14 protein-coding genes are annotated in these 12,983 nt (G+C 64.9%); 8 read left to right on the forward strand and 6 right to left on the reverse strand.

The window, feature by feature from the left end; genetic code table 11:
• The first annotated feature begins 73 nt into the window (after positions 1-73).
• The 3 genes from JQ603_RS29800 to JQ603_RS29810 all read left to right on the forward strand — a co-directional run bounded on the left by JQ603_RS29800 (position 74) and on the right by JQ603_RS29810 (position 3,026).
• The gene (locus JQ603_RS29800) at positions 74-1,792 is read left to right on the forward strand and encodes a pyrroloquinoline quinone-dependent dehydrogenase (RefSeq protein ID WP_212344979.1); all 1,719 of its coding nucleotides are present in this window, start codon (positions 74-76) and stop codon (positions 1,790-1,792) included.
• A 104-nt stretch (positions 1,793-1,896) separates the two neighbouring features.
• Entirely contained in the window at positions 1,897-2,223 is a 327-nt protein-coding gene (locus tag JQ603_RS29805; RefSeq protein WP_245003950.1) for a c-type cytochrome, read from the forward strand.
• A gap of 35 nt (positions 2,224-2,258) precedes the next feature.
• Positions 2,259-3,026, forward strand: coding sequence for a substrate-binding periplasmic protein (locus JQ603_RS29810; RefSeq protein ID WP_212344982.1), 768 nt, complete (start codon positions 2,259-2,261; stop codon positions 3,024-3,026).
• A gap of 72 nt (positions 3,027-3,098) precedes the next feature.
• On the opposite strand, the gene JQ603_RS29815 is transcribed toward JQ603_RS29810, so the two are convergent.
• On the reverse strand, positions 3,099-3,743 hold the full coding sequence (locus tag JQ603_RS29815; protein WP_212344983.1) for a glutathione binding-like protein: 645 nt from the start codon (positions 3,741-3,743) through the stop codon (positions 3,099-3,101).
• Between the two features lie 106 nt (positions 3,744-3,849).
• Between JQ603_RS29815 and JQ603_RS29820 the strand changes: the two genes are divergently transcribed.
• Positions 3,850-4,536 (forward strand): TetR/AcrR family transcriptional regulator, encoded by a 687-nt coding sequence (locus JQ603_RS29820; protein WP_212344984.1) that lies wholly within the window; start codon positions 3,850-3,852, stop codon positions 4,534-4,536.
• 194 nt (positions 4,537-4,730) lie between these two features.
• Here the strand turns inward: JQ603_RS29820 and JQ603_RS29825 are convergent, their stop codons facing one another.
• The gene (locus JQ603_RS29825; protein ID WP_212344985.1) at positions 4,731-6,698 is read right to left on the reverse strand and encodes a methyl-accepting chemotaxis protein; all 1,968 of its coding nucleotides are present in this window, start codon (positions 6,696-6,698) and stop codon (positions 4,731-4,733) included.
• A gap of 311 nt (positions 6,699-7,009) precedes the next feature.
• Complete coding sequence (locus tag JQ603_RS29830; protein ID WP_212344986.1) at positions 7,010-7,975, reverse strand: 2-hydroxyacid dehydrogenase; 966 nt, start codon at positions 7,973-7,975, stop codon at positions 7,010-7,012.
• Between the two features lie 144 nt (positions 7,976-8,119).
• Here JQ603_RS29830 and JQ603_RS29835 point away from each other — a divergent pair, with 144 nt between their 5' ends.
• From JQ603_RS29835 to JQ603_RS29850, 4 genes are all read left to right on the forward strand, one after another.
• Positions 8,120-8,488 (forward strand): YciI family protein, encoded by a 369-nt coding sequence (locus JQ603_RS29835; protein ID WP_212344987.1) that lies wholly within the window; start codon positions 8,120-8,122, stop codon positions 8,486-8,488.
• A complete protein-coding gene (locus JQ603_RS29840) occupies positions 8,485-9,771 on the forward strand; it encodes an RNA polymerase sigma factor (protein ID WP_212344988.1) in 1,287 nt (428 codons plus the stop codon). Before JQ603_RS29835 ends, JQ603_RS29840 begins: the two co-directional genes overlap by 4 nt.
• A gap of 187 nt (positions 9,772-9,958) precedes the next feature.
• The gene (locus JQ603_RS29845; protein ID WP_212344991.1) at positions 9,959-10,498 is read left to right on the forward strand and encodes an SRPBCC family protein; all 540 of its coding nucleotides are present in this window, start codon (positions 9,959-9,961) and stop codon (positions 10,496-10,498) included.
• A gap of 34 nt (positions 10,499-10,532) precedes the next feature.
• A complete protein-coding gene (locus tag JQ603_RS29850) occupies positions 10,533-10,946 on the forward strand; it encodes a VOC family protein (protein WP_212344993.1) in 414 nt (137 codons plus the stop codon).
• A gap of 104 nt (positions 10,947-11,050) precedes the next feature.
• Here JQ603_RS29850 and JQ603_RS29855 read toward each other — a convergent pair whose 3' ends face one another.
• The 3 genes from JQ603_RS29855 to JQ603_RS29865 all read right to left on the reverse strand — a co-directional run bounded on the left by JQ603_RS29855 (position 11,051) and on the right by JQ603_RS29865 (position 12,884).
• Complete coding sequence (locus tag JQ603_RS29855) at positions 11,051-11,401, reverse strand: hypothetical protein (RefSeq protein WP_212344995.1); 351 nt, start codon at positions 11,399-11,401, stop codon at positions 11,051-11,053.
• Positions 11,402-11,829: 428 nt separating this feature from the next.
• The gene (locus tag JQ603_RS29860) at positions 11,830-12,180 is read right to left on the reverse strand and encodes a hypothetical protein (RefSeq protein WP_212344997.1); all 351 of its coding nucleotides are present in this window, start codon (positions 12,178-12,180) and stop codon (positions 11,830-11,832) included.
• 266 nt (positions 12,181-12,446) lie between these two features.
• On the reverse strand, positions 12,447-12,884 hold the full coding sequence (locus JQ603_RS29865) for a hypothetical protein (RefSeq protein ID WP_212344999.1): 438 nt from the start codon (positions 12,882-12,884) through the stop codon (positions 12,447-12,449).
• Positions 12,885-12,983: the final 99 nt, after the last annotated feature.

The raw sequence follows: 12,983 nt of genomic DNA on the forward strand, positions 1-12,983 counted from the left end.
CCGAACTGCAAACATTCCTCGCAGCGGCGTTCACGAGACGCAATCAATAAACACCAAGCGGGAGGAAGTGCATATGAGGAAGCAGTGGCTCAACTCGGGCTTGCCTGTTCTCGCCGTTGCGGCATTCGCGGCGTCGGCGGCGCTGGCCCAAACCGTGGATACGGCCCGGATCGACGGCGCCGGCCAGAACGACTGGCTCACCTATCACGGTTCGTACAAGTCCCATCACTACAGCCCGCTCGCGCAGATCAACGCGAACAATGTCGGCAATCTGGGCGTCGCCTGGATGCACATTCCAGGACGATCGACGCGCGGCCTGCAGTCGATGCCGCTCGCGGCCGACGGCGTGCTGTACTACTCGGGTTCCTACAGCCGTGTTTTCGCGCTGAACGGCGCGACGGGCGAGGTTCTCTGGTCGTTCTTTCCGGAGCTGGATGAGGCGCTCATCAGCCGGCAGACCCACTCGCCCTACAACCGCGGCGTAGCCCTCGGCGAAGGCAAGGTCTTCGTCGGCACGATGGATGGTCGTCTCTTCGGGCTCGATGCGAAGACCGGCAAGGTCCTCTGGGAGACCAGGCTGATCGACTCGCAGAAGCTCACGGTCGGCTTCACCGGCGCGCCGCTTTACGCGAAGGGCAGTGTGATCATCGGCTCGCAAGGCGGCGAATGGCCGGGCCGCGGCCCGATCTTCGCCGTCGATGCCACCACCGGAAAGAAGAAGTGGGAGTTCCTGACGGTCGCGGGCACCGACGAGGCCATGAAAACCTGGGGCAACGATTCCTGGCGCACCGGCGGCGGTGGCGGCTGGATGCCGGGCACCTACGATTCCGAGACCAACACCATCCTGTGGGGCACCGCAAACCCGGCGCCGCTCTACGACTGGTCGGGCGCCGACTACAAGACGCAAGGGGCGCGTCCCGGCGACAACCTCTATACGAGCTCGGTGATCGCTCTCGATATCGATACCGGCAAGCTGAAGTCCTACCATCAGGAGTTGCCGCACGATGCCTGGGACTTCGATAGTGCCGTCGGCGAGTTCGTGATGCTCGAGCGAGACGGGCAGAAATACGTGGTCCATCCGAACAAGGGCGGCTTCGTCTTCGTCTACGACCGCAATCTCGGCGTGAAGAACGTCTGGCGGCTGGTCGAGAACATCAACTTCGTCAAGGATATCGATCCCAAGACCGGCGCGTTGATCGGCCGTCGCGATTTCGCGGTCGGGAAGGTCACCGAACCGCCGCTGTGTCCGTTCATCGGCGGCGGCATCAGCTGGAACGCCGGCTCGTACAGCCCGAAGACCGGTCTCTACTACAAGATCGGCCAGGAATGGTGCATGACGCTCGATATCCAGAAGACGACGCCGGTCACTGCGCCGCAGGTTCAGCTCAACATCGGCGCCGATTTCAAGATGGCGCCGCCCCCTGGCGGTGAGATCTATGGACATCTCGACGCGCGCGATCCCATCACGGGGGCAAAGAAATGGGAGGTTCGCTACCCCGAGCCGCCGCTCGGGAGCGTGCTGTCGACCGCCGGCAATCTCGTGTTCGTGCCTGATTCCCGCGGCGTCCTTCACGCCTACGACGCCGAAACCGGGGCCGAGCTGTGGAAGCACAACAACGGCACCGGCCATCAAGGCGGCATCGTCAGCTACTCCGCGGGCGGCAAGCAATATATCGCCGTGACAGCGGGCTTCGGCGGTATGCTGGCCGACGAATATGCGCCGAACTTCGGCGGCGTCTACAAGAGCATGCCGCGTGACGACGGCGCGCTCATCGTCTTCAGCCTGAAATAGCCTGCCGCAACCATTCGGTCATGGAGCGGGCGCTGGGCCCCTCCATGACCGGTCGAAGCGGCGCGCGCGATTTTAGGAATGGAACGGACGTGTCGAGATTGCATTTGAAGACGATTCCTGCGGCGCTGGGCGCCTCGCTACTGTGCGCCGTGATGGCGCAAGCACAATCCGCCACGCCCGCGCCCGAGAACGGGACGCTCGAGGTCGAGCAGGTGTTCGCGGGGACTTGCGGCTTCTGTCACTCCGACGGTGGCCGGGCAGCCGGCAAGGGGCCGCAACTGATGAACTCGCCGCGCGACGACGACTTTATTCGCGACCGCATCAAGCACGGCAAGCAGGGGGCGATGCCGGCATTCGACGGCGCGTTCACCGACGCCCAGATCGACCGGATCGTCAAATACATCCGCGCCTTGAAACCGCGCGAGGGCTGAATCGCAAAGGCCCGATCCATCCAGATGAGAACGGAATGAAGGCATTTGCCCCGCTCGTCGCCGCCGCCGCCATCGTTCTGTCGGGATCGTCGCAGGCGCGAACCCTGGACGCGATCCGTTCGAGCGGCGTGATCGGGCTGTGCGCGCATCCCAATTCGCTTCCCTTCGCGCACAAGGCCGGCGATCCGCCCGGCTTTCAGGTCGAGTTCGGCCGGGTGCTGGCACGCGAGCTCGGTGTCTCGCTCAGGCTCGACTGGATCATCACGCAGTATCAGATGCGCAGCGCCGGCTGCGACATTCTTCTGGACGTCATCGCCGACCGCGTAGCGCAGGGCGAAACCCGCCTGAGGATCTCGAAACCCTATTATCGCACGGGCGTCGCGCTCGCGGTGCCGTCATCCAGCACGCTCACCTCGTTCGGGAGCCTCAACGAGAAGACCAAGGTGGGCGTGCAGGTCGGATCGATCGCAGCCATGATCATCGGTCAACGACGGGTGCCGACGTCGACCTTCGGCTTCGAGAGCGACAGCCTGGAGGCCGTGTCGAACCATGAGATCGATGCCGCCGCCGTCACGCCCACCGCAGCGAGCTATTTCAACCTGACGCATCCGGACAAGAAGCTCCGGATCCTGGATCGCGACGAGAGCGTCGTCGATCTCAACTGGAACGTCGCCGTCGGCATGATCCGTCCGGATGATGCGTTGCGCGAAGCCATCGACGGAGCGGTGGAGCGGCTGCGAAGCGACGGCACGATCGACCGGATCTACGGCCGCTATGGCATCGTGCTGCAGGCGCCGAGATAGGCGAGCTGCAGGACGGAACGACGCCGTCCCGACCGAGCCGGGACGGCTGCCGCGCGAACTACGGAGATGGCCTTACGCCGCGGCCTTCTTCCGCGCGAGCTCGGCCTTGTACAGCTCGAACTCCTCCGCAACGGCCTTTGCGACCGACGGCCGTTGGCGCAGGCGTTCGCAATACGCCTTCACGTTCGGCCATTTCGCGAGCTCGATCGGCGGCGTCGCCATGGTCCAGTTGATGACCGTGACGAGATAGGCATCGGCCACGCTGAAATGGTCGAGCAGGAACTCGCGGCCCTTCAGGTAATCGTCGAGATAGTCGAGCCGCGACAGGTTCTTCTCCAGCACATAGGCTTTCGCTTCCTGTGGCGCCTTGCGGTCGAGCACGGGAATGAAGAGGCCCTTGTGCAATTCGGTGCCGATGAAGCAGAGCCATTGATGCAGCCGGGTGCGCTCGATACCTGCCGTGGCGCCGAGGCCGGATTGCGGAAACCGGTCCGCGACGTATTGCAGGATCGCGGCGTTCTCGGTCAGCACCACGCCCTCGTCGGTGCGCAGCGTCGGCACCAGGCCGATCGGATTGACGGTGCGGAAATCGGAGCCGTCGTTCAGCACGGTCTTGGTCGGCGGATCGACTTCGAGATAATTCGCCTCGGCGCCGGCTTCATACAATGCGACGCGCGTCGCCATCGAGCAGGCGAGCGGCGAGAAATAGAGATCCATCTGTAGCCTCCTTGGGCAATTCCTCTCTGAGTGTCGCTCAACCTGGCCAGATTGATTTTTGTACCATCTTGCATAATATATCCATGGTCAAGGATTATTTTGCGAAATGGTACAAAAATCGAAGCCGCCAACTGCTGCCAATCAGCCCGAGCGTCGCGGCGAACCCGAGCGCCGCGGCGAACCCAAGCGCCGCGGTCGTCCCCGCGCCTACGAGCCCGATGTCGCGCTCGGCAAGGCGCTCGACCTGTTTCGCAAGCAAGGCTTTGCCGCCACCTCGCTCGACGATCTCAGCGAAGCGACCGGCATGAACCGGCCGAGCCTTTACGGTGCCTTCGGCGACAAGCGCGAGCTCTACATCAAGAGCTACCAGCGCTATCGCGAGGAGGCCGCCGCCTCCATGGTCGAGATCTTTCGCGCGGAGATGCCGCTGCGCCAGCGGCTGGAGCGCATCTACGCTGCCGCGCTGGACATCTATCTGTCCGGCGACACCGGCCCGCGCGGCTGCTTCACGGTCGTCACCGCGGCGTCCGAGGCCGTCGGTGATCCCGAGATCCGTGCCATGGTGCTCGACGGCCTCACCGGCCTCGACAAGGCGTTTGCAAGTTGCTTCCGCCGCGCCAAGGAGAAAGGCGAGTTGCCGGAGAGCGCCGATCCGTTCGCGCTGGCGCAGATCGCCTCCGCCACCGTCCACACCATCGCCATCCGCGCGCGCGCCCGCGTTCCGCGCAAGGAGCTCGAGGCGATCGTGAAGGGGGCGATCGATGTGATGGTGGGGACGGGCGCTAAGGCTTGAGCCGGGGACAACACCGAGTTTGTGGCGCGAACTCCCCCGACGTCGTCCTGGCGAAAGCCAGGACCCATAGCCACCGAATGCAGTTTGGCGATGACTCGGAGTTGCCGCCGTCGCGCCGCAACTTCCGCCTGGGGTAATGGGTCCTGGCTTTCGCCAGGACGACACGGAGAATGGCGCGCCAGCTTTCGTCCCGCTTACGCCGCGCGGATCTGCGCCAGGAAACGATCGACCTCATCCCGCAGGCGCTGCGATTGCTTCGCCAGCTCGATCGCCGAGCCCAGCACTTCCTCGGCCGCCGTGCCCGTCGCTGCGATGCCGTCGGTGACGCCTGCGATGTTCTGCGAGACCTCGCCGGTGCGGGCCGCGGCCTGCTGGACGTTCTGCGCGATCTCCTGCGTCGCCGTGCCCTGCTGCCCGACGGCGGCGGCAATCGCCGCGGAGATTTCGTCGACCTGCTGGATCGTCGTGCAGATCGACTGGATGCCGTCGACCGCGCCCGATGTCTCGCCCTGCACGGCGGTGACCTGTGCGCCGATCTCCTCGGTCGCTTTTGCAGTCTGCGTCGCCAGGGCCTTCACTTCGGATGCGACGACGGCGAAGCCGCGGCCGGCTTCGCCCGCGCGCGCCGCTTCGATCGTCGCATTGAGCGCCAAGAGGTTGGTCTGTCCCGCGATGCCGTTGATGAAGGAGACGACGTCGCCGATCTTCTGCGCGGCGTCCGCAAGGCTCTGCACGCGGGCGTTCGACTGCCGTCCGTCGCTGGCGGCCTTGCCGACCACCTCGGTCGCATGCGCCAGCCGCCGGCTGATCTCGGTCATCGACGACGACAGTTCCTCCGCGGCCGCCGCCACCGTCTGCACGTTCTCCGAGGCGAGGGCCGAGGCCGACGACACGGTGCGGGTCTGCTCGCGCGACTGCGCGACGATGGCCGACATCGAGCGCGCGGTGTGCTCCATCTCGACCGCCGCGGCGGACACCGTGGTGACGACGTCGCGAATGCTGGCCTCGAAATTGTCGGCGAGCGCAGCGAAGGCGCGGCGCTTCTCCGCTTCGGACTGCGCCTTGGCTTCGAGCTGCTCGGCCTGGAGTTTTGCAAAATTCACCGCATTGTCGCGGAACACCGCGACGGCCTTCACCATCGCGCCGACTTCGTCATTCGCCTTGCTGACGGGCACGTCAACATCGAGACGTCCGTCCGCGAGCTCGCGCATCACCGACGTGATCGACAGGATCGGCCGCGAGATGCTGCGGGCGATGAGATAGCCGACGATCGCGGCGAGCACGAGGCCAAGCGCGGCGATGCCGATCGAAAGCCACCAGGCGCGGTCAGCCGAGGCTTCGTAGTCTGCATTGTCCATCACCAGCTCGACGGCGCCGAGCGGCTTGCCGGAAAAATCCCTGATCGGTCCGAGCAGCGCGGCGACCGGCGTGGTATCGAGCCTGGCCTGTCGCACCGTGAACTCGCCGCCGGCGGCGCGGCCGTAATCGGCCGGATCGAAGAAGCTCTTGCCCTTCAGCGTGCCGCCGAACAGCTTGAAGCCCGAGCCGTCGGCGAGATGGAAGGCGACGTCGACATGACGGTTTGTCTTGAAGTCGTCGAGGAAGGACTGGCCGAAGGTCAGGCCGAACTCAACCGAGCCGAGATGCTTGCCGGCCTGCGCGATCGGCACCACGCCGCGGATACCGAGACCGGCGACGCCGCCTTCGAGCCCGACCACGACCTTGCGGTCCTGGTTGGCGGCGACGACGGTCTTGCGGAAGCCGGAGAGGTCGTCGCCGAACTTCGCGGGCTGGTGCACGCGCAGGAACGAGGTCGCCGGCGCCACATGAAACTGGAACTGATCGACGCCGTACTCCGACTTGGTCGCGGCGAACACCGGCCCGAACAGGCGCACCAGCGCCTCGCGGTCCTGCTTCGCCATCGCCTCCTGCGTCGCCGGCATCGCCGCCACGACGGCGCTCATGGCGGCGGCGCGACGGGACTCTTCAGTGATGCGCGATTGCAGGGCGTCGTAATGGCTGCGCAGCTCGCGCTGGTCGGCGCGGTCGATGATCCCCGCGATGATCCACATCGCGCCGAGCACTGCGATCAGCGCGGTTGCCGCCGCCGTCACCGCCAGCGCAACCGTGATCCGCATCCTGAGGCCGAGGCTCGCCCGCATGTCCGACTCGTTCTTTGAGCGTTGGTTAAGAACGCCTATCAACTTCTCGCTAAGAGAGGGTGAACGGGATACCGGCGGTGCGCGGTGGTTGTGGGGGCGGCGCGAGTGAAACGGTGGGCGCGTGCCAAAAACTCCGGTGTCGTCCTGGCGAAAGCCAGGACCCATAGCCACCGAATCTGGTTTGGCGAAGACTCGGAATTGCCGCCGTCGCGCCGCAACTCCTCCCTGGGGTAATCGCGACGAGCGCAAGCGCTCGCGCGGAGGTCCTGGCTTTCGCCAGGACGACACCGGGTGTGTTGAGCTAGCGGGGCCTAATACCCCCTGACTCGGTCCACCACATTCTCCAGCGCACCGCCGGCCTCGAACTTCGCGATCTGCTCGGCGACATAGGCCGAGATCGCCTCCGCGTCGGTGTCGGCGGCGTTGTGCGGGGTCAGCAGCACCTTGGGATGGGTCCAGAACCGGCTGTCCTTCGGCTGCGGCTCCTGCACGAAGACGTCGAGCGAGGCGGCGCCGAGCGTGCCGTCGTCGAGGCATGCGAGAATGTCGGCTTCGTTCTGCAGGCCGCCGCGGCCGGCATTGATGACCACGGGCGCTCCGAACGGTCCCGAGCGGTTGAGCTTTGTGAAGACGTCGCGGTTGAGGATGCCGTGGGTGTCGGGCGTCAGCGGCAACAAGGACACCAGAATGTCGGTCTTGCGCAGGAACGCGTCCATCCCGGCGGCGCCATGGAAGCATTCGACGCCCTCGATCGTGCGCGGGCTGCGGCTCCAGCCGACGACACGGAAGCCGAACCGTCGCAGCACGTCGGCCGCATCGGCGCCGAGTGTACCCAGGCCCATCATGCCGACCGTGACGGCGCTTGCCGGCCACTGATATTTCGGCTCCCAGCGCTTTTCGCGCTGCGAGTCCCGCAGATACAGCTCCTGGCGGTGGTGCATCAGCACGTGCAGCACGACATATTCGGTCATGCGGTTGGTGAGGTCGGGGACGGCGACGCGGACCAGCGGCACGTCGGGCAGGCTCTTGTCGGCCATCAGCGCATCGACGCCCGCGCCGAGATTGAAGATGGCCCGGAGGTTCGGGAAGGAGCCGAGATCGCCCGGCACCGGCTTCCACACCGCGGCATAGTGCACCTCGGCCGGATCGAGGGAGGCATTGGGCAGCAGCACCACGCGGCGGCCGCCGCAGACCGAGTCGAACCGGGCCTTCCAGCGCTCCGGCAGCCAGTTCTGCTGCGTGCTGTTGATCAGGACGGCCAGTGTACCTTTGGTCATTCGAAGTGCCTCGTCGGGTTCCGCTTTTGAAGGCCCTCCTTGGCACGATCTGCCGGATTTTTCTTGCAAAATTTTTCCGCAGCCCTGTCGGGGCGGGGCATATTGGACCGTCTTCAGAACAAGAGGTCAGGGAAGGTGCTGCCCATGCTTTATGCGATTCTTTGCTATCACGATGAGGATTTCGTCGGCTCCTGGAGCAAGGAGCAGGACGAGACCGTGATGAAGAAGCTCGCCGTGGTGCAGGAGAAGCTCACCAAGCAGGGTCGGCTCGGGCCGGTGGCGCGGCTGCTGCCGACCACGGCGGCGGCGACCCTGCGCAAGGAGGACCCGCCGCTGGTGCTCGACGGTCCCTATGCCGAGACCAAGGAGCAATTGCTCGGCTTCTACATCGTCGATTGCAAGAATCTCGACGACGCGCTCGACGTTGCGCGCGAACTGGGCGCGGCCAATCCCGGCGGCGCCTATGAGGTGCGTCCCGTCGGCGTGTTCCGGCCCGGAGGAAACCTGACGTGAGCGAGACCGAAACCGCCTGGATCGAGACTGCGCTGACCTCGGCGCGACCCCAGGCGGTGGGCGCGCTGCTGCGCTATTTCCGCGATCTCGATACCGCCGAAGAAGCTTTCCAGAATGCGTCCTTGCGCGCGCTGAAGACCTGGCCGCAGAACGGGCCGCCGCGCGATCCCGCGGCCTGGCTGATCATGGTCGGCCGCAACGTTGCGATCGACGAGGTGCGCCGGACCCGCAAGCAGCAGCCGCTGCCCGAGGACGACCAGGCGATCTCCGACCTCGACGACGCCGAGGGCGCGCTCGCCGAACGGCTCGACGGTTCGCATTACCGCGACGACATCCTGCGGCTGATGTTCATCTGCTGCCATCCGCAGCTGCCGGCGACGCAGCAGATCGCGCTGGCCTTGCGCATCGTCTCGGGCCTCACCGTGAAGCAGATCGCCCGCGCGTTCCTGGTCTCGGACGCGGCGATGGAGCAGCGCATCACGCGCGCCAAGGCGAAGGTGGCGGAGGCGGGGACGCCGTTCGAGACGCCGGGCGCAATCGAGCGCTCCGAGCGGCTCGCCGGCGTCGCGGCGATGATCTACCTGATCTTCAACGAGGGTTATTCCGCGAGCGGTGACACCGCGGCGATCCGCACACCGCTGTGCGAGGAAGCGATCCGTCTGGCGCGGCTGCTGCTGCGGCTGTTCCCCAGCGAGCCTGAAATCATGGGGCTCACCGCGCTCATCCTGTTGCAGCACGCACGCAGCGCCGCGCGCTTTGCCGCGGACGGCTCGCTGATCCTGCTGGACGACCAGGACCGCTCGCTATGGAACGGCACCATGATCGCGGAGGGGCTCGCGCTGATCGACAAGGCGATGCGCCATCGCCGCAGCGGGCCGTACCAGATCCAGGCCGCGATCGCCGCGCTGCATGCGCGCGCGTCGATGCCGGAGGAGACCGACTGGGCCCAGATCGACCTGCTCTATGGCGCGCTCGAGGTGATGCAGCCTTCGCCCGTGGTGACGCTCAACCGCGCCGTCGCGGTCTCCAAGGTGCGTGGGCCGCAGGCCGCGCTCGACCTGATCGAGCCGCTGGCGTCGAAACTCGCCAACTACTTCCATTTCTACGGCGTGCGCGGCGCCTTCCTGATGCAGCTCGGTCGCAATGACGAAGCCCGCGTCGCCTTCGACCGCGCCATCGCGCTGGCCAACACCTCCGCAGAAGCCGCCCATATCCGCATGCATCTCGACCGGCTGATCCGGGATAGCCAGCCGAAGGCAAAGGAAAGCGCGAAGGTGAAGTGACGGCGCTTCTCGTCATTCCGGGGCGGTCCGCAGGACCGAACTATGGTGCGCAATTGCGCACCTGAGAATCTCGAGATTCCGGGTCTGGTCCTTCGGACCATCCCGGAATGACGATCAAAAAACATTCCATCAATTGTCGGCCCCGACCATCCCCCTTCGTCTTAATCCCATATCCAGGGAGCCATTCATGCTGAAAGCCCTTTCCATCATCGCGATCGTTCTCGCCGTCGGCATCGCCGGAGTCCTCGTCTTTGCTCTCACAAAACCCGACACGTTCCGCGTCGAGCGCAGCCTCGCCATGAAGGCGCCGGCCGCCGCGATCTATCCGCAGGTTGCCGATTTCCGCTTCTGGACGACCTGGTCTCCCTATGAGAACCGCGATCCCGCGATGAAGCGGACCTTCGGCGGAACTGCGACAGGCAAGGGCGCGACCTATGCCTGGGACGGCAACAACAATGTCGGCGCCGGCCACATGGAGATCCTCGAGGCGAGCTCGCCGTCGAAGCTCCGCATCAAGCTCGATTTCGAGCGCCCCTTCGAGGGCCACAACACCGCCGAGTTCACCTTTGTGCCGCAAGGCGAGACTACTCTGGTCACATGGGCGATGTACGGTCCGGCCCCGTTCCTGTCCAAGCTGATGCAAGTCTTCATCAACATGGACAGCATGATCGGCAAGGATTTCGAGGCCGGCCTTGCGAGCCTGAAGAAGCTCACCGAAAAACAATGAGCCCCACTGCCAAGGAAGAAAGAGGAGAGAAACGATGCTCAATCCCTATCTGTTCTATCAGGACACCTGCGAAGCGGCATTCACCTATTACGCCAAGGTGCTCGGCGGCAAGATCGACGCGATGCTGCGTTCCTCGGATGCGCCGCCGGACATGCCCGCCGCGCCCGGTCGCGAGAAGATGATCATGCACGCGCGGATGACGCTGCCCGGTGGCGCCGTACTGATGGCCTCCGACGCGCCGCCCGAGCACTTTCACAAACCGCAAGGCTTTTCGATCTCGCTGACGATCGCCGATGTCGCGGACGCCGAGCGCAAGTTCAACGCGCTCGCCGATGGCGGCACTGTCACGATGCCTTTCAGCAAGACTTTCTGGGCCAAAGGCTTCGGCATGTGCATCGACAAGTTCGGCATCCCCTGGATGGTGAACTGCCCCGCAGAGGGAATGTGACAGGCACGATCAGCTGAAATGCCGGCGGGCGCACCTCTCTCGATGATTGCCGGTGAGGGGCGCGCCCAGGCCGGTCACGTCATGCGCCGATCGGCGTATGCCTCTCACCGGATTGATCCGGTCACGTCTTCGCCGGAGGACGGAGCCTGGACGCAGCGAGGGCAGATCACGAGCTTGGTGCCGAGCTGCTTGTCGTTCTCCGCTTCGATCTCGTCGTGGACCGCCCACCACGCTTCGGAATACGGACGCAAGGTGGCGAGCACCCTTTCGCGCTCCTGATTGGGATTGTCCTGCGCGGGTGCAGGACTGGCGGCGCGCCGCTTTGTGACGTGAGAGCGATTCGGGTTCTGGCCGAGGCCGTCCCATGCGATCGGACGACGCTCCTGCGCCGGCGCAACCGCGCACCCCATGAGCGCTGCGCAAAAAGTGAGCAAGAATAAGCCGTGTCGCATCATGCCGGGCCTTTGGAGCGGTACGCGACACGCAAATTCCGCTTGGGAAGTATCGCATCGCGCCAGTTAAATGGAACTTAAGGGAAACGACGTGGCCGGCATGGCTGAATTAGGAATCATGATCTCGCATCACTTTGCGAAAGCAGTGAGGCCGCTTCGTGGAGAGGTGCGGCCCGCATCGCACAATAACTGGCGCAATAATAGGCTGTGAACTCAGCGTCAAAATCGCTAATCATTTCTTCATAAATTCTACAAACTGGGATGGGCGTGACTTGGAAGGGGAGCGACCGATGGCAGCGGCGCTACAGATCAACTTTGCACTGTGGGGTATGCTCATCTGCGCGAGCATGGAACTGGCGCAGATGATCCCGAGGTTCTTCTAGAACCGACGAAGCGTGTGACCGGCGCAATGTCGCCGGCGCGCTTGCCCGTCAGCTCACGAGCAACGCGATGAGCGTGAAGCTGACACTTGCGATGACAAGCATCGAGACGATGTAGTTGCGCGGCCGCGCCGTCGTGGAGGGTGTCCGTCTCCCCGGTCGCGGCGGCTCGACGCCGTGCCGGTCGGGTTGCGACGGCGCGAGCGCGGCGTCTGTGCCCGAGCCCGAGCCTACATATTTCAAATAGAGCTCGAGCAGCCGCAGCTCGGACGCGAGGTCCATCAGGCCCTCGCGGTCGCGTCGCGACAGCAATTCGAACTCGACGGTTTCCGCGGAGCTCAGTTGACCGAGGACGATCCGTCCCTGGTCCGACAGGCGGTAGTGGAAATCGATGGGTTGCATAGCGTGCGACCCGCTTGAAAATGAGCAATCCTGAAAAGGCAAAACCATACTACTCTGTGACCACTGCTGAGATGTGACGCCGCCGCGGCCTCAGTCTGGCCAAATTCAATCATAAACCGCAGGGAAACGCTGCAAACCGCGTAAATTGTGCAGCCATTGCAAAGCGCTTGAGCGGATTCAGGGGCCGCGGAGGGGAAATTTGGCTGAACTGCCTAATCGCCGCACAGTGGCGGGCTGATCGCAGTCACGGCGCCCGCGCCCAGGCGTCACCGGCAGCGCGGGTAGATTGCGGCGAGGTCGCGCCCTTTCAGCAGCAGTAGCCGCGAGCTGAGACCGCCGCGGCGGCTGATCCAGTCGCGCACCGGGCCGGGATAGGCGGCCAGCACCGCTTCGGAAGCTTCCGGCTCGGCATAGATGCGTCCGCGCTGGTCGATCGAACGTGCGGCGTGGAAGCCGAGCACGGCGCGCCTCGTGACGCAGATGCGCTCGCCCGGCACGATGCTCAGCACCAGCGTGCAGGCGGACAGGCAGGGCCCGTCGATCACCACGCGCTCGCCGCTTGCGCGCACCTTCTCGAACAGATCGAGGAACGGCCCGACTTGTCCGCCCGGCGACTGGATGATGCGGATTTCGGCGCCAGCGGGCGTGGCGGCGACGAGCGCGGATGCGAGGATTACGGCCCGGATAAAAGGAACGCTTTGCATCGTACTCTCCGCACATTCGACGTCGTAGGGTGGGCAAAGCGTAGCGTGCCCACCATCGGCACCGCAAATCCGGAAGAAGGTGGTGGGCACGGCGCAAGA

The sequence above is a fragment of the Bradyrhizobium liaoningense genome (genome assembly GCF_018130825.1).
In the GTDB taxonomy this organism is placed as follows: Bacteria; Pseudomonadota; Alphaproteobacteria; order Rhizobiales; family Xanthobacteraceae; genus Bradyrhizobium; species Bradyrhizobium liaoningense_B.